At 59.0% G+C, this 21320-nt stretch carries 17 protein-coding genes; 10 read left to right on the top strand and 7 right to left on the bottom strand.

Annotated elements, in window-relative coordinates; genetic code table 11:
* Positions 1–18 precede the first annotated feature (18 nt).
* From Q1A32_RS02940 to Q1A32_RS02930, 3 genes are all read right to left on the bottom strand, one after another.
* The gene (locus Q1A32_RS02940; RefSeq protein WP_299649300.1) at positions 19–792 is read right to left on the bottom strand and encodes a hypothetical protein; all 774 of its coding nucleotides are present in this window, start codon (positions 790–792) and stop codon (positions 19–21) included.
* The gene (locus tag Q1A32_RS02935; protein ID WP_299649297.1) at positions 789–3251 is read right to left on the bottom strand and encodes a Lon protease family protein; all 2463 of its coding nucleotides are present in this window, start codon (positions 3249–3251) and stop codon (positions 789–791) included. Before Q1A32_RS02935 ends, Q1A32_RS02940 begins: the two co-directional genes overlap by 4 nt.
* 207 nt (positions 3252–3458) lie before the next feature.
* A complete protein-coding gene (locus Q1A32_RS02930; RefSeq protein WP_299649294.1) occupies positions 3459–4304 on the bottom strand; it encodes a universal stress protein in 846 nt (281 codons plus the stop codon).
* Between the two features lie 98 nt (positions 4305–4402).
* Here Q1A32_RS02930 and Q1A32_RS02925 point away from each other — a divergent pair, with 98 nt between their 5' ends.
* Together Q1A32_RS02925 and Q1A32_RS02920 are read left to right on the top strand one after the other, a co-directional pair.
* Positions 4403–5383 carry a DnaJ C-terminal domain-containing protein gene (locus Q1A32_RS02925; protein WP_299649291.1) on the top strand — a complete coding sequence of 327 codons (981 nt, stop codon included), beginning with the start codon at positions 4403–4405 and terminating at the stop codon, positions 5381–5383.
* A 3-nt stretch (positions 5384–5386) separates the two neighbouring features.
* Positions 5387–5701: a chaperone modulator CbpM gene (locus tag Q1A32_RS02920; RefSeq protein ID WP_299649288.1), complete on the top strand. Its 315-nt coding sequence runs from the start codon at positions 5387–5389 to the stop codon at positions 5699–5701.
* 262 nt (positions 5702–5963) lie between these two features.
* Here Q1A32_RS02920 and Q1A32_RS02915 read toward each other — a convergent pair whose 3' ends face one another.
* From Q1A32_RS02915 to Q1A32_RS02905, 3 genes are all read right to left on the bottom strand, one after another.
* Positions 5964–8768, bottom strand: a complete 2805-nt coding sequence (locus Q1A32_RS02915) for a hypothetical protein (protein ID WP_299649285.1) — start codon at positions 8766–8768, stop codon at positions 5964–5966.
* A gap of 687 nt (positions 8769–9455) precedes the next feature.
* A complete protein-coding gene (locus tag Q1A32_RS02910; RefSeq protein ID WP_299649282.1) occupies positions 9456–10778 on the bottom strand; it encodes a ferredoxin reductase family protein in 1323 nt (440 codons plus the stop codon).
* Between the two features lie 9 nt (positions 10779–10787).
* A complete protein-coding gene (locus Q1A32_RS02905; RefSeq protein ID WP_299649279.1) occupies positions 10788–11261 on the bottom strand; it encodes an RT0821/Lpp0805 family surface protein in 474 nt (157 codons plus the stop codon).
* 458 nt (positions 11262–11719) lie between these two features.
* On the opposite strand from Q1A32_RS02905, the gene acsA reads away from it, so the two are divergent.
* The 4 genes from acsA to Q1A32_RS02885 are packed head-to-tail and all read left to right on the top strand — an operon-like array spanning position 11720 to position 16828.
* Positions 11720–13465 carry an acetate--CoA ligase gene (gene acsA / locus Q1A32_RS02900; protein WP_299649276.1) on the top strand — a complete coding sequence of 582 codons (1746 nt, stop codon included), beginning with the start codon at positions 11720–11722 and terminating at the stop codon, positions 13463–13465.
* Entirely contained in the window at positions 13462–15465 is a 2004-nt protein-coding gene (gene pdhA, locus Q1A32_RS02895) for a pyruvate dehydrogenase (acetyl-transferring) E1 component subunit alpha (protein WP_299649273.1), read from the top strand. Before acsA ends, pdhA begins: the two co-directional genes overlap by 4 nt.
* Positions 15462–16586, top strand: a complete 1125-nt coding sequence (locus tag Q1A32_RS02890; RefSeq protein WP_299649271.1) for a dihydrolipoamide acetyltransferase family protein — start codon at positions 15462–15464, stop codon at positions 16584–16586. Before pdhA ends, Q1A32_RS02890 begins: the two co-directional genes overlap by 4 nt.
* A complete protein-coding gene (locus Q1A32_RS02885; protein ID WP_299649268.1) occupies positions 16583–16828 on the top strand; it encodes an acyl carrier protein in 246 nt (81 codons plus the stop codon). Before Q1A32_RS02890 ends, Q1A32_RS02885 begins: the two co-directional genes overlap by 4 nt.
* A gap of 3 nt (positions 16829–16831) precedes the next feature.
* Here the strand turns inward: Q1A32_RS02885 and Q1A32_RS02880 are convergent, their stop codons facing one another.
* On the bottom strand, positions 16832–17656 hold the full coding sequence (locus Q1A32_RS02880; RefSeq protein WP_299649265.1) for a class II glutamine amidotransferase: 825 nt from the start codon (positions 17654–17656) through the stop codon (positions 16832–16834).
* A gap of 100 nt (positions 17657–17756) precedes the next feature.
* Between Q1A32_RS02880 and Q1A32_RS02875 the strand changes: the two genes are divergently transcribed.
* The 4 genes from Q1A32_RS02875 (at position 17757) to Q1A32_RS02860 (ending at position 21320) form a co-directional block, all read left to right on the top strand.
* Positions 17757–19190: a hypothetical protein gene (locus Q1A32_RS02875; protein ID WP_299649263.1), complete on the top strand. Its 1434-nt coding sequence runs from the start codon at positions 17757–17759 to the stop codon at positions 19188–19190.
* Between the two features lie 89 nt (positions 19191–19279).
* Complete coding sequence (locus Q1A32_RS02870; protein ID WP_299649261.1) at positions 19280–19822, top strand: hydrolase; 543 nt, start codon at positions 19280–19282, stop codon at positions 19820–19822.
* Positions 19819–20184: a hypothetical protein gene (locus tag Q1A32_RS02865; protein WP_299649259.1), complete on the top strand. Its 366-nt coding sequence runs from the start codon at positions 19819–19821 to the stop codon at positions 20182–20184. The genes Q1A32_RS02870 and Q1A32_RS02865 overlap by 4 nt, the downstream gene beginning before the upstream one ends.
* Before the next feature lie 188 nt (positions 20185–20372).
* Positions 20373–21320 carry a 1-phosphofructokinase family hexose kinase gene (locus Q1A32_RS02860; protein WP_299649255.1) on the top strand — a complete coding sequence of 316 codons (948 nt, stop codon included), beginning with the start codon at positions 20373–20375 and terminating at the stop codon, positions 21318–21320.

Genomic DNA, 21320 nt, shown 5'->3' with positions numbered 1-21320 from the left:
CGATGTCACACGCTTCGCTTAATGGGTACCGCCGTCTGGCGAGGCGGGGATATGGGTCGAATGCTCCAATGCGCGCGCCGCAGATGCCAATCCCAGGACAAACACCGGGCAGCGGGCGACGTCGAGCAGATGGCGCAACTGCTCTGGCGAGAGTGCGGGGCCATTGGCAAGGTCCACAAAAACAGCCTGCGCGTTGATCCGTGCCAGCCTTCCGAACGCAGCATCGAGTGTGGCAAAACGGGTCTGGGGCACTGCACCGTCAGCGATCCGGTCATCAATCACCATCTCGACAAGATCCGCCTTCAGATGCCGCGCCAGCAATCGGGCGGTCGAGAGTGCAGCGCCGTCGGAAGTGGCAGACGACGTCAGGGTAACGATTTTTCCGGCAACCGGATGAAAGCTCCTGTGCCCAAACACAAGGATGTCCACCGCCGCACAGCTATCGAGACCGCGTTCGACAAGATCACCTGTATCACGTTGGAAGGTCCACGACGCGTCCACACTATGTGCCAGCCTTTCAAGCGCAGTCCGGAAGGCCCGCTCATCGGCGTTTATCAACGTGTTGAACTGCGCAGGAGAGGGCGCAAGGACAACCTGCCCACTGGCCGAAATGACCCGCTGCGTGGCCATCGCCCCCACGGTGAGAGAGGCTGTTTCGTCGACCAACATTCCACTCAAACGCGGTCTGAGGTCATGCATGACGCGTTCGATCAATCGCAGCGCCACAGCAGCATCTGCGAACGAACTGGCCCCGATCAGGATGCGGGTGGTGTCCTGCACGGGGGCGGTCATGTGTCGGGCTTGGTATCGGTCGGGGACATGTTTCGGTCCCCGTATCGCCGTCGCGCTTCGGCAAAAGCGCGCAACCGCGCCTCGACCAATGCATTGATGCTGTTTTCTGTAAACTGTCCGGCGCGGGACCGTTTTCCGGCCCGTCGGCCTGTCAAAACTTCGATCCCCTCGTTGATGGACTTGACCGGTATGACCCTGAACGTGCCAGCCTTGGCTGCTGCGACAACATCCGGGCGCAGCATCAGGTGATCGACATTCGACATCGGGATCAGGACACCCTGCTCGCCGGTCAGTTTGCGGGCCTTGCAGATATCAAAAAACCCTTCGATCTTTTCGTTGACGCCACCAATGGCCTGCACTTCGCCGTTCTGGTTGACCGAGCCTGTAACAGCAATCCCCTGCCGGATCGGCACGCCCGACAGCGCCGACAACAGCGCATAAAGCTCTGCCGAGGACGCGCTGTCGCCGTCAATGCCGCCATAGCTTTGTTCAAACACAAGACTGGCATGCAGCGAAATCGGGACATCCGTCGCATAATGTGCCGCCAGATACGCGCCAAGGATCAGAACGCCCTTGGTGTGCAAAGGCCCACCCAATTCGACCTCTCGTTCGATGTCGACCAGTTTTCCCGTGCCCATACGCACCCGCGCGGTGATCCGGGATGGTCGTCCGAAGGCATGGCCGCCGATCCCAAGTACCGAAAGGCCGTTGACCTGTCCGATTGCCGTTCCGCTGGTGTTGATCAGAATGGTCTTGCGTATCACCGCCTCTTGCAAACGATCCTTGACACGCGAAGCGCGCCGCGTCGCCTCGTTTATCGCCTGCGTGATGTCGCTGTCCGAAATGTGCTTGTGCTTGGCCTGCCCGGCGTAGTGATCGGCCTCGCGCATGACGTCTGCTAATCCGCTGATACGCAACGTGAATTTCTTGCTGTCGTCGGCCAGACGCACGGCATGGTCAAGAATGGCCGCAACCGCCGACGCTGTCAGCGGGCGCAGGTTTTCGCGGGCTGCGAAGCTGGCAACAAGTTGGACCATGCGCCGTGTGTTCCGTGCGGACCGCGGCAGGTCATCTTCGAAATCGGCCTGCAGTTTGAACAGTTCGCCGAACTCGGGATCAAGCAGGGTCAGCAGCATGTGCAGTCGGCGGTTGCCGATCAGGACAACCCGCACGTCCAGCGGAATGGGGTCAGGTTCCAGCGTCGTTGTCGAGGTCAGGTTGAGCTGGTCGGCCAGCGACGTGATCGTCACGGACTGTGCCTGCAAACACCTTTTCAGCGCATCCCAGGCAAAGGGTTCTGACAACAGCCTGTGCGCGTCCAGCACCAGATACCCGCCATTTGCCCGGTGCAACGCGCCTGGTTTGATCAAGGTGAAGTTGGTGGCCAGCGTGCCCATTTCAGAGATGTGTTCGATGCGGCCGGTAAGATGATTGAGCGATGGCATGTCTTCGTGGATGACAGGTGCTGCGCATTCGTCCTTGTCACACGACACCATGATGTTGACGGCGTACCGCGCGAAATGTGGTTCGCGGTGGTACTTGCGGATGGCTTCGGGAAATGGCCCGTCCCCGTCGTTCTCATTGCGCAACAGGAACAGTTCGGCATTCGAGATCATATCGTCGCGGACCTGAACAAGATAAGCAGCAATACCGGCGTTGTCCGGCAACATGTCTGCCACATCTGCGACGCGCAACGACACTACGCGTTCCGCCATTGAGGCGTGCAGGGCTTCGAGCCGTTGACGGTGCTCCTTTTCCAACTGCGGCCCGTGTCGCAGAACGTCGGACAGATGCTCTTGAAGCCGCTCGATCTTGGCGTCGATATCCGCGCGTTCTGCAGGGGGCAGGGCTTCGTAAACGTCTGGTTTTACGGGTTTGCCATCAACAAGAGCGACCAGCATGAAGCCCATGGGGGTCTTGAGCAAAGCCACGTCTTCTTCTTTGACCCGATCCGCGAAGGCGGCGATGGGCTCTTCGTGTCGTTGGCCGAATTCCTCTTCGATGGCACGGCGTTGGGTCTGGTACTCTTCGGAATCGAACAGTGCAGGCACTTCGTTTGCCAGATCGTCCACGAGATCCTGCATCGCTTTGCGAAACGGACCCGCCATGCCCGCCGGCAACTGCATCGCACCCGGCTTGTGCGGGGCTTCGAAGTTATTGACATAGACCCAATCACAAGGGACAGGGCGCGCGTTCGCTGCGTCCCGCAAAAGGCTGGTCACTGCCGCGTGCCGCCCGGTGCCCTGATTGCCCAAGACATAAATGTTGAAGTCCTTGTGGCCGATGCCAGCGGCCAGTTTTATGGCGTCGACCGCTCGGTCCTGCCCAAGCAACTGGTCCTTGGGCTTCACCTTGTCGGTCGCGTCAAATCCAAGGCTGTCCGGATCGCATACCAGACGCACGTCGCCGGGTCCAAGCCCGGCGGGAAGCGGCAAGTGTTCTGGGTCTGTCTTGGCCACGGCCTCGTCTGTGCCTTTCGGGGTATGTGATCGGACAACCATCTCACGGTGCCGCTTCGCTTCGGTTGACCCTTGTCAATTGCCGGCCCCGTCTCTTGCGGATGGCCGGGGCAGCAGAACCAGGCCACCTTCACACTTTGAATGGCGATACATGACGCGGCGCACGCGGTGTCGCGCGCCTTTGCAATTCACACGCGAGGGCCGCGCTCAGTGCGCCAGCAAGACCGGAAGCTCGGTTTGCTCGACCATGGAGCGCGTTGTGCCACCGAACACTGTCTGGATCATGCGTGCGTGCCCATAGGCCCCCATGACGACCAGATCGGCCCCCGCCTCTTTGGCGCGATCCTGAATGCACTCGGCGATGGGGCGTCCACCGCTGGGAAACTGGGACACCGTCACGTTGCATCCACGATGGCTGAGCCATGTGGCGACATCAGTGCCGGGGTCTTGCCCGTCACGTTCCGCAGTCACCACCGGGTCAAAACAGCCAATGACAACGTCGCGGGCACTGGTGAGATATGGCAAGGCCGCATGAACTGCGGCAGCGGCCGCCTCACTGCTGTCCCATGCGACGAAAACACATCCCGGTTGTCCGGCCGTAGACGCGTTGACCTGAAACCCGATTGGGGAATGAAACAGGACACCAGACGCGGCTTCACGAAAGAACTCCGGACTGTCACGCAAGTTGGCCGCAAAGATGGCCTCGTCACTGACACGCGCGCACCGCGCCACGTGGTGTTTCGCGTCGACACTCGCCGTCAACGCCACAACGACTTCGCCAGAAGCGCCACTCTTGGAAAGCAGCTTTTCAACATCATCGGCACGCGTCTTTTGGGTCTTTTGCGCTTCGCTTACGGTCTGCTGCCAGTTTTCCGGGACGTTCATGCCGCCATACGGTGGCACACCATAAGCATACATGGGTAAAGCCGGAGCCGCATCGACAAGCAGACACAGCAAATGCGTGCCGTCTCGGGCGGCCATGTCTGCAACATCGGAAACATCTGCATCGGGGGTTTGCGAGGTCATCACAAAAAGGATTGTGCGGCGGCTCATGGCGATCTCCGTTCGAAAGGTCATCCGACGTCGTGCCGGATCAGTGACGCTCAGATTGGCACGGCAAACGTCCGCAACACTGACAAAGATCAACGGACGTGCTCCGTTCCCATGCCAGATTTCAGATTGTTGTCGGTGCAGGTGAGATACGAATGGAGTTCAAGGACTACTACGACGTTCTGGGTGTAAAGCGCGACGCAGATGCGGACGCGATCAAAACGGCGTTTCGCAAGGCGGCGCGCAAATATCATCCCGACATCAATGACAGCGCCGAGGCCGAGGCCAGGTTCAAGGATGTGAACGAAGCCTATGAGGTCCTGAAAGATCCCGAACGCCGCGCTGCGTATGATCAACTTGGTCAGGACCCCCAGCAAGGTCAGGGATCTTATCAACCGCCACCCGGTTGGGACGAAGGATTTTCTTTTTCGCAGGGCGGTCCGCAAGACCACGAAGCCTTCAGCGATTTCTTTGAAACCTTGTTTCGACGCGGTGCAGGCCCTGCCGAGGGCATGCGACAGGCGCGTGGGTCTGACAGCCACGGACGCATCGAGATATCGATTGAAGACGCCTACAGAGGGGCAGAGCGCAAGTTGAGCCTCCGCACACCGGTCATGGGGCCAAACGGACAGGTCACACTGCAGGATCGCGTCATCTCAGTTCACGTGCCCAAAGGTGTAATCGCCGGGCAGCATATCAGGCTGCCGGGACAAGGGCAGCCAGGCGGCGGGGCTGCTGGTGACTTGTTTCTGGAGGTCACATTTGCAGCCCATCCGGTCTTTCGACCCGATGGGAAGGACCTGTACCTGGAATTGCCGATCGCCCCGTGGGAAGCCGCGCTGGGCGGTCATGTTGTCATGCCGACGCCGGATGGAAAGGTCGATCTGCGCATCCCGAAGAACGCGCGTTCCGGGCAAAAGCTGCGCCTCAAGGGCAAGGGGCTTCCGGGGCATCCGTCCGGCGACATTTTCGCAACGCTCAAGATCATCAATCCCAAGGTTGAAACGGATGAAGCGCGCGCATTCTTTCAGCGGATGGCAAAGGAAATGCCATTCGATCCGCGCGCGCATCTAGGAGGCTAGATCATGAAGAAGGCGACGGTACGAAGTAACATCCTCGAAGCCCTCTCGCTGGAGGACCTTTGCCGGTTCTGTCAGGCGGACGAGGCTTGGGTCATCGAACTGGTGGATCATGGAGTTCTGGATCCGGTCGGTGGTCAGCGCCACAATTGGCGGTTTTTCGGCTCCAGTATTGCGCGCGCCAAAAAGGCGCGACGGCTGAATCGCGATCTGGGGATCAACACAGCGGGTGTGGCCCTGGTTCTTGAGTTGCTGGAAGAACGTGATGCAGCCTTGCGCCAATTGGCGCGGTACGAAGCGCTGCGGTCATCTGATTACTGACTGCGAAAGCACACACTTTTAAAGCGACACGCTGGAATTCTTTATGATCTGTGGTCACTGTCTGTGCACATTATTGCGACGTGATCATGTACCAAAGGCGTTTTTCCAAGCGGCGGCTGGCAGGTCCGGGATTTCGGGGTTGTGAATGTGCGGGACTGACCAGAACCACTTCAATTTCGTAGTGCCTAGAAAGGTCTGGTTTGGTCATTGAAGGAAGCGCGCGGTGCGCGCTTCCGGGCCGTTTTGCTTCACGATCTCCAGTTCATACGAACAGGAACGTGTCCTCGACATAGGCGAGGCCGGTCAACACGCCTTCTTCCGCAAAGGCCAACCCCGTCACATCTTCGGCGACGTGCATCACCTCCTGATCCTGGCTGGTCTCTTCCGCTGCAACGAATACGGCGGTTGCAGCCTCACCATCATCCACCAGGTTCGCCAGGCGCAGATTGGCGGTGTTGTCACCGTTGAAGCTGGACAGGATTGCCGAGACAAGCGGGTCCGTACCAAGGTCGTCTTCAAAGGCGAACGGTGTCGGCGCACTGGTGACCGTTTCGCCCGTTGAAAAGGCTTGAGCCGCGATGCCGGACCAGTCAAAGGATCCATCCGCAGCCGACGCATCAAACGCGGCCCACCCGACAACTTCACCAAGGTGGAAATCGACCGGCGCTGCTTCCACCTCCTGGATGGCGTACTCGAACCCTGTGGTCGACACGTTACGAGCGCGCGCAATTTCCCAATCAGGCCCGTTGTTGGTTTGAATTTGCAAAAGGAGAATCGGAGTTTCGTCAAACGTCACATCGAATTCAACGGACTGGAAGTCGTTCAACGCACCCCCGGCAAATTCGGTTGTGCCGACCTGCAGCAAACTGCCGTCCGACAAGTCCCAGATCCCTTCTTCGAAGGTCAGAAGCGTGACGTCTTCGGGTGTATGCGTGCCGTCGGTGTAGTCGGGCTCTTCGAGATAGAACGTGGCTCCCGTCGCGGTGATTTCGGAGAACTCGACAGTCACCGGCTCGCCCCCGTTTGTGCTGACGGGTGATGCAAATACAACCGGGTTCAAGAACGTCGCTGCGCCCTCGAAGGCGACAGTTTCGGCTGTGTGGGTCAACCCTTCGATCTTTTGCACTGATCCGATCACCGGTTCATTCGAGTCGTACTCGATGATCAACTCCATATCGTAGAGCTTGGCCGCATCCTGACGGTCGCCCTTCACATAGATCGACGTATCGAAGAAGTTCGCGTCCAGGGTGACACCATTTGGAGTGACAGCAGTCAGCACAAACCCTTCGGGCAGATCATCGCCAGCGCCGAGGGTGCCGTTCACCTGTGACCAACCTTCATCGATCAGACCGTCGCTGTTTTCGTCGAGGCGACCCTTGTCGACGGTCATCCAGCCCAGACTGTTGGACAGCGGTGACTCCTCGTCCCAGTCAAGCAGGTTGAGCGTGGTCGTTACCAGTTCACCCGTTTCGTACTTGATGTTGTCTTTCTGGTAGGGGGGCGACGTATTTGGCACCAATGGTACTTCCAGACCGGGAAGGTCCTGACCGAACTTGTTGGGGGTCAGGCGCCAGCGCGGCCCGGACACAAGATCGTCCTCGCTATAGCCCGCCGCTTCGGCAAGGTCCGGATCACGAAAGCTCTCAAACACGTTGCGGTAGGGGTCATCAGGGAACTTGTCATAGGACCATTCGAACGGCTCGCGATCCACTGTGGTGTACCACTCAGCCGTGAACCCTTGGGCCAGATCGGATGTCGTGAATGTCAAATCGGCAGCATCCGCCAGGGCAACCAGCGACAGGTCACGCAGCACCGTGCCAATCGGGGCTCCGGCCTCGTCCTCGTTGCGATAGCCGACAAGGTTGTCGTCAAGATCGAAGACCTCAATCCCACCCGCTGTCAGATCCACCTGCCCGGCAGCATCCAGCTTTAGATAGCTTGGCAGGAATGTTCCCTCACCATTGTACGAATCTACGGGCGAGATCCAGAGAGTGTTTGTCGGATCATCGGGGTCCTTGACGATGTAATGCGACGGCAAACGCCCGATCGCAGCCTCGTTTTCATAGTCCTCGGGGCGGACCTGGTCATTGGGGTTGTTGGTGATGTTGTGGGTGATCCGCAACTCCGCCTTCGTGACGTCAAACCCTTCAAATCCGTTTTCGAGGACATCGGCGATACCATTGTCATCAAGGTCTTCTGTCCATTCCGCCGGCAGCTCGATGTCGACCTCCAACCGGATGTCGTTCGGACGTTTGACCGCCTCACCCCACCGATACAGTAGCTTTCCGTCATCTTTGACGGTGACTGAATAATCTGTGCTGTACGCAATGTCGTAGGTGATGCTGGACTCGTTTGGCTCGAGCAAATCAATAATGTCGGCCGTGCCACCAAAACCATTCAGAAAGCTGTCGACAACGTCCGCCGTGCCATCGGCGTCCAGATCGACGCCACCGACCAACACTGTCTCGACCGTTCCATCATCGTCGACATCGGCATCCACAAATGTACCGACAGTTGCATAGGTATCGAGCGTGCCGTCGCGATCAAAATCGATGTCGTTGTAGGTCTGGTCGTTCAGGGTATTGTCCATCGCGAGCTGTAGCGCTTGGGTCACTTCCTCTGCGTACAACTCATGCAACAGACCGGCTTCAAACACGCCATCAACCGAACTTGGCCGCAGGTCGAGGAACTTCAGGTCGTTGTCGAGTGCGCCAATCGCATCCGGATCTCCGGGGTATTTCTGATCGGACAAAACACTTGCTATTGTCGCGTAATGCTCCGTGGAGGCTTTGACCGTCTGTCCACCAAGTCCCAGTGACCACGTTCCAAGCGGAGCTCCCGAGCGAAACACATCCGTGGGAGAGTTCCGAACTGCCAAGCCGAGAATGTCTGCTGCATCGTCGATAATGTCTCCTGCAAATCCTTCCGCGTAATCGCCATCCAATTCCTTGTCTTCGGCTCCGATGAAATCAGTGACTTCAAAACCGAACTCGCTGTCGATGCCGTAAAGAATGTCGCCGTCCTTATCCACGAACGGGTCAACGACCGAACCGTCGATGTCCAGCATGGAAGGAAGGTCCGGGTACTGCTGTCCGAGAAAGGAACCAAGTAAATCGTTTACAGAAAATATGTGGGATTGAGATGTGTAAATCACTGTCTGTCTCCAAGTCTAGGCGATCAGCAGTGCAGAAATTGCGCGCACCGTTGAGCCATCGTTGCCATCCGGATCTGCATACACATAGCAACATTCTTATATGTTGATATTTATCAATCACGCCGTTTGTATTGGATAACCGGAGCACTTGATCAAAGGTATCAGCGGCCACACCAAAAGTGGGTCGACTGACGTTCGTAATGCCGCCGCGTGAACCGAATTGTGTTTATGTACCGCAGTGCCGTCGGACCCAAACCGCGGTCACAGGCTTCAAGAGAGCAGAGGGTCTCTGCAACACGTGCGCTTAGAGGCCGAGCACGATCAGTCGGCGTAATCCCACATTGTTCGATCGAGTGAAATTGGAGACTGATAGGCGCGCCCTTTGGGAGTTGGTGCGCAGATCAATGGCGTTCCAAGTGCGAATCCTCGGCCTCATCCACGAATCTACTCGAGAGAACCCAACGTCGGGCAGATACTCACTCACTTGGTTTGCCTGCGCATCACCGAACGGCAAAAAGGACCAGCGACACGATCAGGATCAGAGTAACCACTCTGACTGCAATGGTAATCCGATCATGCTGAGTTTTTTCTTCTAACCATCTAATCATATTGAAATCTCTCCGATAAAATTCGGTGGGCAGAGACACCACGGTCGATCAGTGCTTTCTCGACCAAGGTCAGCATGATCGGCGGGCCGCAAAGCACGAATAGCCCGCTTTCGTATAGATGCTTGGGCAAAATCCGATCCAACAACTCTCCGTCAATAAAACCGGTTTCCCCGGACCAACCTGTTTGCGGTTCTGAAAGAACGTGGACAACATCCGCCCACTCACTTTGGTCAAGTTCATCCAACTCGTCGCGGAATACGATCTGTTCGGATGTTCGGTTGCCATAAATCAACACCGCATTGCAGCGATCCTCGTCCAGCGCAATCTTGCGTAGAATGCCGAGCATTGGCGCGACCCCGACGCCACCCGCAATCATGATGATATCCCGTTCCGATCGCCCGTCGATGGTTAGCGTTCCATGGGCACTGTCGATATAGGCTTTGTCCCCGACGGCGACCTGATCAAGTGCACCGGTGAAATCACCCAACTCCTTTATCACAAATCCCATCTCGGGATTGTCGGACGGCGCTGAACTGATCGAGAACGGGTTTTCGTTCAACGAGAACGGAGAATGCCCGACATTGAGCCAGACAAACTGTCCGGCCTGATAGGATGCGCCATCATGGCCATCCGGCACGATCCGCAGATCCCATTGCCGGGGCGTGAGACGTTCGACCCGCGACACCCGCCAACGGTGACGCATCTGATAAAGCGGTTTCGCAATATACACATGGATCAGGGATAGGACCGCAAGGCTGGTCAATCCCCGCCACATCCAGGCAACAGCGGGCTCGGCGCTGTAGCGGCCCGCGGCCTCGGCATGGAGCAACAGCAAGACAGCGATCAGCAAGGCACCAAACCCGTGCACGAGCCGCCAGCGTTCGTATTTGTACTGCAACTCGTCCCGGTAAATTGATGCCAACACAAATGTGGGCAAGAGAACAAACGCGAGGATGCCCGGCAAAATAGCCCAGAAGTCGCTGGTGATCGTCAGTTCGCGAGTCGGGTCCCATGGTCTGGGTGGCCCCGGCAGGAACTTGTAAACAAAGGGGTGCACCAGCGCGAACACCAGCGCGACGCCGCCCATAAGCTGGTGAAAGCGGATTGTGATATCGAGGCCCAGTGTGTTCGAGACCGTGCGAAACCGGCCTGACAGAACGAATTCCACCAGGATGATCGAAAAGGCCAAAAGGCCAAGCCCGGACGCCAGTTCGTTGCGCACCGACCGGGGAGGCAGGTCCAGCAACCAACCGGTCAGCAATGGCAAGCAAACAATGGTCAGATAGACCAAGGCCCAAAGTGTCGCGCGCAACATCAAGGTGGACTAGCTGGCAATCCGCCACGTGGCGTCTGGTTGCAAACATGCGACGCCGATGCCTGTTTCGCGGCGGCCATCTATGATCAACGTCTGCCGATATTCGCGGCAGTACCGACCGGTGCTTGATCTGCCCTCTCTTGTTGCGGTCACGGTGCCGGAATTGCCGGTATTTGAATTGCTCCAGACGATAGGGTCGCCGAGTGGTGCGGTGTAGGCCCGTTGAACGGCTTGATTGGCGCGCATGCGGTCCACGTCGTCCATCGACCGGCCTATTTCGCTGCCGATCAGGGTGCCGATCAGAACACCGGCTCCTGTGGCCAATGTGTTGCCGCTTCCGCTGCCAAATTGATCGCCAACAACGCCGCCGACAATCGCACCGGCCATCGTGCCTACAATTTCGTTGGAGCCTGCGCGACTGTTTTCGCACGCCGATAATCCCATCGCGAATAGTAAGACCAAAGTGGTGCGTCTGGGTGTCATGGATCTGCTCCGTTGTTTTTGCTGCGACAGTGGCAGCATCCCACGATCACGGTCAGTGATATTGATATTGATCATCTCGGTGCGGGGCGACCCCGGTTTTTGGGGCGTAGGTGTTTGGTTGCAAGACCACGTTCGGAGCGGATGCGCACCTTTTGCCGGCATGGTGCGGGCACAGGCGGCATCGTGCCTTGTCCCGATATCCCCCCCAAGTCGCAGATCACGGGCCAGCGCCCGTCGCCGCACCATGGCGGGTCGGGGTCCGGTTTCAAGTAAGCGTGACATGGTCTGTCGAACTACAGACCCGAAAGGGAGCGAGGCCTTCTGCCGGTGGACGCGATTGGAACGCAAGGTTTTGCAGTGAGAGTGTGAGCAACATCAATGCCAACTGATTTTCGTCAGTCGAGTGTTTGCGGCGCGTTCTATGCTTCCCCTCAGGTTACTGAAGGGAGGGCAGGCACATGAAGAAAGACAGGATCACCAAGCCCGCCCGCGTCATTCCAGCGGCGAATATGGTCAGCTATGAAGACACCCGCGCTGTGTTCACATGGGAAGCTGCGCGCGACCAGATGTCCGGTTTGCCGAATGGTGGGTTGAACATCGCATTTGAAGCGATCGACCGGCACGTCGCAGCGGGCCACGGCGATCAGGTGGCGATGCGCTGGATTGCCAAGTCAGGGGCGCGTACCGATTTCACATACCGGGAGATGCACGTCGCGACGAACCGCTTTGCCAATGTCTTGCGCAGCCGCGGCATCGAGCGCGGGGATAAGGTGTATTCCCTGCTTGGTCGGGTGCCCGAACTTTACATCGCGGCCCTGGGCACACTCAAGGCGGGGGCCGTGTTCTGCCCGTTGTTTTCTGCCTTTGGTCCGGAACCCATCCATGCCCGGATGGAGATTGGTGGCGCCAACGCGGTGATCACGTCGTCGCGGTTGTACCGGCGCAAGCTTCAGGGCTTACGTGAACGGCTGCCCGCGTTGCGGGAGGTGTTTCTGACCGATGGGCAAGAGGATGGCACCCTATCGCTTGCGCCCTTGATGAACGCGGCTGCGGACGAATTTAAGACGGTGCCGACGCAGGCCGAAGACCCGGCGTTGTTGCATTTCACTTCAGGTACCACAGGCAAACCCAAGGGGGTGGTGCATGTTCACGGGGCCGTTGTTGCGCATCATGTGACGGGCCAGCTTGCGCTCGATCTGAAGCCGGGGGACGTTTACTGGTGCACTGCCGATCCGGGTTGGGTGACGGGCACGTCATACGGGATCGTGGCACCCCTGACCAACCGGACCACCATGATCGTCGATGAGGCCGAATTCGATGTCGCGCGCTGGTACGATACGTTGCAGCGCGAGGCGGTGAATGTCTGGTACACCGCACCCACGGGCATTCGGATGCTGATGAAGGCCGGGGCGGGCGTTGTGCAGGGCTATGACCTGAGCGCGGTGCGGTTCATGGCCAGCGTGGGCGAACCGCTCAATCCCGAAGCCGTGACGTGGAGCCATCAGACCTTTGGCATGCCGTTTCACGACAACTGGTGGCCGACGGAAACCGGCGGCATCATGATCGCCAACTTCGCGTCGATGGATGTCAAACCGGGGTCCATGGGCAAGCCGCTGCCGGGGATTGAGGCGGGTATCGTCGAGATCACCGAAAACGGTGTGCGCGACCTGACGGACCCGGACGCTGTGGGTGAGTTGGCATTGCGCCCCGGCTGGCCGTCGATGATGCGCGGGTACCTGCATGAGCAGGCCCGCTATGACAAATGCTTTCGCGACGGCTGGTATCTGAGCGGCGATCTGGCGATGCGCGATGCGGATGGGTATTTCTGGTTCGTCGGGCGCAGCAATGACCTGATCAAAAGTGCGGGGCATCTGATCGGCCCATTCGAGGTTGAAAGCGCGCTGATGGAGCACGCGGCCGTCGCCGAAGCCGGTGTCATCGGTATCCCGGATGAGACGGCGGGCGAGTTGGTCAAAGCCTATGTCGCGCTGAAACCCGGGCACGCACCTACGGATGATCTGCGCCTTGACCTGATGGGCCACGCCCGCAAGCGCCTTGGCCCCGCCGTGGCCCCCAAAGACATCGCCTTTCGCGAAAACCTGCCCAAGACCCGAAGTGGCAAGATCATGCGCCGTCTTTTGAAGGCGCGCGAGCTTGGACTGCCAGAGGGCGATATCTCAACCCTGGAAAGTGATGAGAAATGACTGTCGATACACTCAAACCGCACCTTGATCACGCCCATGTCCACGCGTTGCTGAAGGGTATGATCCGTATCCGTCGGTTCGAGGACAAATGCGCGGAGCTTTATACGCAGCAGAAAATCCGTGGTTTCCTGCATCTCTATGATGGCGAAGAAGCGATTGCGGCCGGGATTATTCCTCTGCTCGATCCCAAGGACCGGGTCGTCGGCACATACCGCGAACATGGTCACGCGCTGGCCCGTGGTGTGCCCATGGGGGCGGTGCTGGCCGAAATGTATGGCAAGTCCGAGGGCTGCGCCGGGGGGCGGGGCGGGTCGATGCACCTTTTCAGCCGCGATCATAATTTCTTTGGCGGTAATGCGATTGTCGGGGGCGGCTTGCCCTTGGCGGCTGGGCTTGGGTTGGCTGATCGTATGGCCGACAGCGGGGGCATCACCGCCTGTTTCTTTGGCGAAGGGGCGGTGGCCGAGGGGGAGTTTCACGAGAGCCTGAACCTTGCCGCGGTATGGAAACTGCCGGTGCTGTTTGTGTGTGAAAACAATGGCTACGCGATGGGGTCGGCGCTGGCCCTGACGGAATCCGAAACCGAGATCAGCAAAAAGGCATCCTGCTACAGTATTATGTCCGAGACCGTCGACGGGATGGATATCGTCGCGGTCGAGGCTGCTGCGCGGCGGGCACTTACATCCATCGCGGAAACCGGCCAGCCCTATTTTCTGGAGTGCAAGACCTACCGTTTCCGTGCGCATTCCATGTTTGACGCACAGCTTTATCGGTCCAAGGAAGAGATCGCCGAATGGCGCAGCAAGGGGCCCATCATAAGGTTCCAGAATTGGGCGGTTGAGTCCGGTCTGCTTCAGACATTCGAGGTGGCGCAGATCGTCGCGGACTGCGACGCCGAGATCGCGGAGGCGGTCGCCTTTGCCGAGGCTGGAACGGACGAGCCGGTTGCGCACCTGACCCAATTCGTGATGGCACCGGAGCGCCCCGCAGCGCCTGAAATCATAGCGCCGGACAAGCAATTCAAGACCACCTATCGCGACGCGGTCAAGGCGGGCATCGTTGATGCAATGACACGCGATGATCGGGTGTTCCTGATGGGCGAAGACGTTGGCCACTATGGCGGGTGCTATGCGGTCAGCAAGGGGCTGCTGGATCAGTTCGGAGCGAAGCGCATCCGTGACACGCCGCTGTCTGAATCCGGGTTCACAGGCGCAGGTATCGGTGCTGCCATCGCGGGGATGCGTCCCCTTGTCGAGGTGATGACCGTGAATTTCTCGCTCTTGGCGCTGGATCAGATTCTGAACACGGCGGCCACGTTCCGGCACATGTCGAACAACCAGTTCGGCGTGCCGGTTGTGATCCGCATGGCGACAGGCGCGGGCAAGCAATTGGCCGCACAGCATTCGCACAGCCTGGAAGGGTGGTACGCGCATATCCCCGGCCTGCGCGTGCTGGCACCTGCAACGTTGGAAGATGCGCGCGGGATGCTGTGGACGGCGCTGGAAGACCCGGACCCGGTGCTGATCTTTGAAAACGTGATGCTTTACAACCGCGAGGGAATGTTGGCCGAAAACGCAGGTCCCGTCGATATCGACCGCGCGGCTGTGCGCCGGGCAGGGGAGGACATGACCCTGATCACCTATGGCGGATCCTTGTTCAAAACACTGGATGCGGCGGAGGCCTTGTCAGCGGAGGGTATCTCGGCCGAGGTGATTGATCTGCGCAGTCTGCGCCCGCTTGATATGGAAACGATCCTTGCATCCGTGTGCAAGACCCGCCGCGCCCTGATCGTTGACGAGGGGTGGAAGACCGGCAGTCTGGCCGCCGAGATCGGGATGCGATTGGCGGAGGACGCGTTTTTTGAGCTTGATGCGCCCCTTGCCCGGGTGTGCAGCGAAGAGGTGCCGATCCCCTACGCCTATCATCTTGAACAGGCCGCGATCCCGCAGACCGACAAGATCGTCGACGCTGCGCGCAAGCTGATGGGGGCCAAACCATGAGCCAGTTCCTGATGCCGTCCCTTGGCGCGGATATGGAAGCCGGAACGCTTGTCGAGCAGCTGATCGCGCCTGGCCAGCCTGTGAAACGTGGTGACGTGATCGGGGCGGTCGAGACGCAGAAGGGGGTGATCGAGATCGAGGTGTTCGAGGATGGGGTGCTTGAGACCTGGCTGATCGAGATTGGAACCGAAGTACCGGTCGGGACCGCGCTAGCTGTGATCCGTTCGGACGACGAAGTGGCCGAGGATATCCCGCCAGAACCCCAAAAAGATGTGCAAGAGCCGGTCACCGCAAAACCGCCCCCCGCGCAAGTGGGCACGCGCCCGCGCATTACCCCGGCGGCCAGACGGTTGATGGCGCAGATGGGGGTGGATGCGGCGGATCTGGATATCGCAGCGGGCGAAACGATTGCGCGTGTGGATATCGAAACGCGGCACCCGCGCGCAAAGCCAAAACCGCAGGCCGACATGCGCACAGCCATCGCGGCGGCCATGTCCCGATCGAAACGGGAGATACCGCATTATTATTTGTCGCATACGGTTGATCTGACGGCAGCGGATGCGTTCGCGACACGGACAAACGCCGGTCGCAGCCCGGAAGACAGGCTTCTGATTACTGTGCTTTATGCCAAGGCCATCGCCCGCGCCGTGGGCAAGTACCCGGAATTCAACGGCCATTTCAAAGAGGATTTGTTTCACCCAAGCGAGGCGGTGCACCTTGGTCTTGCGACACATATTCGCGGTGGTGGTCTGGTCGCCGCGGCCCTGTTGGATGCGGAAGACCAGCCCCTTGATGCCCTGATGGCGTCGATGCGCGATCTGGTGACACGGGTGCGGGCGGGCCGGTTCAAAGCGCGCGAGTTGTCGGATGCAACCATCACTCTCACCAGTCTGGGCGAGCGCGGTGTCGATCAGCTTTATGGCGTGATCTACCCCCCGCAGGTCGCCATTGTTGGCGTGGGAACCCAGCGGATGCAGCCTGTTGTGCATGAGGGGCAGGTCACTGCCCGTCTTGCCGCGTCGCTGACGTTGGCCGCGGATCACCGCGTCAGCGACGGTCATCGCGGTGCACTGTTCCTGAGGGCCATCGATAAGTTTTTGCAGGAGCCTGAAACGCTATGAGCCGCCACGACGTCGAAACCGCCATTGCCGAGGAGTTATACCGCATTGCCCCGGACATCGACTTGGCCGACGTGGATCGTGGTGCTGATCTGCGCGAGGAGTTCGATATTGATTCTATGGACTTTTTGACGCTTGTGACCGCGTTGTCCAAACGGTTTGGCACGGATATGCCCGAGGCGGATTATCAGCAGATGCGGAGCTTTGATGCGCTCGCGACATATCTGCAAACACACACTTCGTAGCTGTTACAGTCGTCGTCCAAGCGGTTGCATATCCAGCCGATAATCCTCAGCCACGCAAAAAATGGTCTTGTTGGGCACCTCGTACCAATCATCCACAAAGGTCACGGGTTCAGATGCAATTTCTATCGCCTGATAGGTGACCTTGGGGCTGTGGTGCACATGGAACTGGCCGCAGATTGGACAGTGAAAGACATGATCCCGCGGCAGATAGTACAGCGATCTGTTGAAGCGGGACCCGATCATGTGTTGACCGTCGGTGAGAACAATATTCAGCCCCACGCGGGCGTCAGCGTCAATTTCAGCTGACCATGCGAGGATTTGTTCGAGGCCGTGGCGCACAGTATCGAGCAGACCCCGTTCGGGGTGGCGCAAAAACAGGCTCATCACATAGCGGAAGATATGTTCGCTGTCGGTCGTGCCGGAAATTTCGACGCGGTGCAGCGGATCGATGTGATCGAGCATGCTGTCGCGGACCTGGTCGAAATTCGGCACCGTTCCATTATGCGCAAAGATCCACTTGCCGTGGTGAAAGGGGTGTGTGTTCTCAATACTGGTCCCGCCGACGGTTGCCCGGCGCACATGGGCCACCACCGTTTTGGCATAGATGCGCGCGGCGTTGCGGCTGAAATGCTCGCCATGGAACGCCGCCCATGTTTGTTTTTCGATCAAGGGCACGCCATCAGGGTAATCCGCAACACCCCAGCCATGACCGTGCGCATAGCCCTGCATGTCGCCCTGGCTTTGTGCCATCAGGGCGTTCTGGGCCTTGACCAAGCCGCATTCGACCTTGGTCGGTTCGTTCGCGTGCATCGCATAGAGCCGGCACATAGGGTGTTCCTCTTGCTGGTTGCCTTGTTTGTACAAGACCTGTCTCAGGCAGGCTGATCTTGATCAATGGCAAGGTGGAAATTCTGGCCTATCCTGCGCTATGCATGAAGATCCCCACCTGCCAAACATTGACGCTGTTCAAATCGCAAAAGACTATGTGCGGGACGAGCCAGCCTTTGTTTCGTCACTTGATTTCGGTCCTTTTGTTGCTCAGGGCACCGGGTCAGGGCCATCGGTTCTGATCGGGGATCAGGCCGAGATCAATTTGATACACTCCTTGGCCGACAAGCGGTTGGACCACCGCATGGCCCTGCTTGCGCGCAATGGTGACATTGTTCTTGTGCGCGCCCGCGATGCCGAGTTCGAAGCCTATCTCGCCAATTGCCTGGGGCTGAGTGATGTGAGGTTCATTCAGGTAGATGACGATCCGCTGACCCCTGTGACCCAGCAGGCGAGAACGTCAGATGAGATTTTGAAGATACTTGCAAACACTGCCACGGCACATGGGGGGCTAACGCTGCAAGCTTATCTGACAACCGGCAACCTCTGGCGTTTGGCGCAGGCCATCGGAGAGAGGTCGGGCCAGTGTATTCACGTGTGCGGCCCGTCCCCGCGCGCAACGCGCCGAGCGAACGACAAGCTTTGGTTCACCCGGTTGGCACGTCAGATCATCGGAACAGAGGCGACGCCGCCCACCCTGTCGGCCTACGGCCCTGCCGCAGCCGCGGGGTTGGTGCGCCGGATCAGCCGTTCTGCCGCGCAGGTCATTGTCAAAGTCCCTGACAGCGCCGGGTCGGCCGGGAATATCCGTCTGGACAACGCACAGGTGCGCGACCTGTCACTGGCAGAGTTGCGGTACATGCTCTTATCCCGACTTTATGCGACCGGGTGGCATGATCGCTACCCAATCCTGGTGGGTGTTTGGGATGCAAACGTCACGCACAGTCCTTCGGTCCAGTTGTGGTTGCCGCACGCCGCCGACGGTGATCCAGTGGTCGAAGGTATTTTTGAACAGCGCGTGCAGGATGCTACGACCGCATTTGCCGGGGCAGCGCCCTCTACGTTGCCGATGACGATGCAAAAACAGCTAGCCGCGCAAGCGCGGCGTGTTGGGCGCGTTTTGCAAAGGCTTGGCTATTTTGGGCGGTGCAGCTTTGACGCTGTAATCTGCGAAAACCCCGGTGCGCCAGCCGTCATCCACTGGATCGAGTGCAATGGGCGCTGGGGCGGTGTGTCGATTCCGATGACAATCGCGTCACGGTTGGCGCCGGACGGATATGTATCAATTGTCCAAGAGGTTATCCCGGATATCCGGCTGCAAACGGACATATTGTGCGATGTATTGAATGACCTGTTGTTCCAGAACGGGGGCAGTCAAACCGGTCTGGTGATCTTGTCCCCGCCGCTAAATCCGAACGGTCTATCCGTCAACCTTTTGGCCATAGCCGAGACGCAAAAAGCGGCGAACGATTTGCTGGCCGGGGCAATGCAGCGACTGGTGGGGCGGTCGTCGGATGGCCCTTCCTTCGAATAATCCCGGAACCTTGATTGAGGCATGTCAATCGTCGTGGGTCGCGGCTGGGTAATATCCTGACAACCGTCATTTATGAGGGAGCACCCGCCATGGAAACGAACACGTTGCCGAAGATGGACATGTTGGCGACCGAGACAGGCTGCTGCCCACGGTTCAATCCTCAAGGGTGGGACGGCAGGCATTTGCACTTCGAAGACAAGTTGTTTGTACGGGCCACCACGCGGGCAATTCTACATGTGCCAATCGACATGGGCAGCGTCTTTACCCGCGTGCAGCAGCATATCGAAGATGCCGGCGCGCAGGATCCGGAGGGGTATCTGGTGCTGAGCCGCGATCTGTCTGCCACCGAAGGCGAACATTATTTTGCGGTAACCACTCCCGTGCCGGACGAAGAGATGGTGACGCTGAGCGGTGACTACATCACTCGCGTCTTTGAGGGGCCATACCGGCACGCCAAGGATTGGGTGCATGATATGGACGTGGCTGCCAGGGCTGCGGGTCGACGTGCCAAGACCGTTTACATGTTCTACACGACTTGCCCGAAATGCGCGCGCCACTACCACGAAAACTACATCGTCGGCGTTGCCGAACTCGAGCCGCAACACCCCGAACCGAGGAGTGCAAATCCGTGAGAGATCCCGAACTCGACATCCTTATTGAGGCCTTGGAAACGCGCAGCGATCTGAGCATTGCCGACTTAGATGGCGTTTACAATGCCTTGACGTTTCTGCTGCCGGGCCGCGTGCCTGAAACTGCAAACGCTCAGCAAATCAGTACAGCCGACGGGGCCATGTTGATTGCGGATGGGGCTTTTCCAAATTGGGTGGTGCATATCCAGGGGCAGGCCAACGACCGGGACGGTCACTGGCGGTGTACCTTGCGCGAAAGCGATGCGCGCGACAATGACGCCGTCATTGGTCGGGGTCGTTCGCCGGTTCTTGGGCAGGCCATTCTGGCTGCGGTGTTGCGTCTGGGTATGACATTGGAAAAATAGGCACTGTCACATGACGTCCAGCCATCGCATTGATCGCCCGCCAAAATGGCAGGATGACCGCCATAGACAGGTCGGCGTGCCGCGCGATCTCGTTGTTGCAACACGTTCCAAGACGGCAAGCAGGGATTTGAACTATCGCAATCACGGCGAACGGCAGTGCATTCGGACGTGTTGAACAGGAAACCGCGGTGAAAGACATTCTGACCATCACCCTTAACCCGGCACTTGATCTGGCCGCGTCGGTGGACAGGGTCGTGCCTGACCGCAAGCTCTATACGACAAAGCCGCGTGTCGACCCGGGTGGGGGCGGCGTAAACGTGGCCCGCATGATCCACAAACTTGGTGGCGAGGTCACTGCGTTAGTCGCTATAAGCGGCGCGACCGGCACGCGTTTGACTGACCTTTTGACGGCCGAAGGGGTGGTGACCTTGCCCGTTCACATGCCGGGCGAGACTCGGCAAAGTCTGGCCGTCACCGATGCCAGCAGCGGGGCGCAATATCGCTTCAGCTTGCCGGGCGAGATGCTTGGTCCCGACGACGGCTCACGCCTGCTTGCTGCCATTGCTGACGCTGCACCACAGAACGGGCTTGTCGTGCTCAGCGGTGGCGTGGCGCCGGGGTTGGGCGATGATTTTCCGGAGCGGGTACAGGCGGCGATTGCGCCGCGCACAGATCGGTTGATCGTGGACACGTCCAAGGCCGCGCTGATGCGGCTGGTCGCCCAGCCCGTGTCCCCCGTTCACATCCTGCGCATCGATCAGAAAGAGGCTGCCCAAGCAGCAAATCACGAGATGGATACGATTGCCGACAGCGTATCCTTTGCATCCGGTTTGGTGGCGCGGGGCGTGGCCCGGATGGTCGTGACCGGGCGCGGCGCCGAAGGGTCGGTTATGGTCACGCAGGAAGCGCATTTTCTGTCCCGGTCGGCCACAGTGCCAGTGCGCAGCAAGATCGGAGCCGGTGACGCGTTGGTTGGTGCCATGACCCTCGCGTTGGCGCAGGGCGATCCAACAGATCAGGCGCTGCGCTGGGGGGTTGCGGCAGCCAGCGCGACCGTCGCCACCGAAGGCACTGCGCTTTGCAGTCGGGCCGAGGTCGAAGCGCTGATCCACCAGTGCGACGTGAGCGAAATCTGA

It is taken from the genome of uncultured Tateyamaria sp., assembly GCF_947503415.1.
GTDB lineage: Bacteria > Pseudomonadota > Alphaproteobacteria > Rhodobacterales > Rhodobacteraceae > Tateyamaria.
The sequence above is the reverse complement of the archived record's forward strand: the minus strand, read 5'-3'. Positions and strand labels throughout refer to the sequence as shown.

Coding starts and splice junctions, on each gene's coding strand:
- pdhA (WP_299649273.1), top strand. CDS start 13,462: ATGACTGTCGATACACTCAAACCGCACCTTGATCACGCCCATGTCCAC.
- acsA (WP_299649276.1), top strand. CDS start 11,720: ATGAAGAAAGACAGGATCACCAAGCCCGCCCGCGTCATTCCAGCGGCG.
- Q1A32_RS02880 (WP_299649265.1), bottom strand. CDS start 17,656: ATGTGCCGGCTCTATGCGATGCACGCGAACGAACCGACCAAGGTCGAA.
- Q1A32_RS02905 (WP_299649279.1), bottom strand. CDS start 11,261: ATGACACCCAGACGCACCACTTTGGTCTTACTATTCGCGATGGGATTA.
- Q1A32_RS02915 (WP_299649285.1), bottom strand. CDS start 8,768: ATGCTGGACATCGACGGTTCGGTCGTTGACCCGTTCGTGGATAAGGAC.
- Q1A32_RS02920 (WP_299649288.1), top strand. CDS start 5,387: ATGAAGAAGGCGACGGTACGAAGTAACATCCTCGAAGCCCTCTCGCTG.
- Q1A32_RS02940 (WP_299649300.1), bottom strand. CDS start 792: ATGACCGCCCCCGTGCAGGACACCACCCGCATCCTGATCGGGGCCAGT.
- Q1A32_RS02930 (WP_299649294.1), bottom strand. CDS start 4,304: ATGAGCCGCCGCACAATCCTTTTTGTGATGACCTCGCAAACCCCCGAT.
- Q1A32_RS02870 (WP_299649261.1), top strand. CDS start 19,280: ATGGAAACGAACACGTTGCCGAAGATGGACATGTTGGCGACCGAGACA.
- Q1A32_RS02910 (WP_299649282.1), bottom strand. CDS start 10,778: ATGTTGCGCGCGACACTTTGGGCCTTGGTCTATCTGACCATTGTTTGC.
- Q1A32_RS02875 (WP_299649263.1), top strand. CDS start 17,757: ATGCATGAAGATCCCCACCTGCCAAACATTGACGCTGTTCAAATCGCA.
- Q1A32_RS02885 (WP_299649268.1), top strand. CDS start 16,583: ATGAGCCGCCACGACGTCGAAACCGCCATTGCCGAGGAGTTATACCGC.
- Q1A32_RS02890 (WP_299649271.1), top strand. CDS start 15,462: ATGAGCCAGTTCCTGATGCCGTCCCTTGGCGCGGATATGGAAGCCGGA.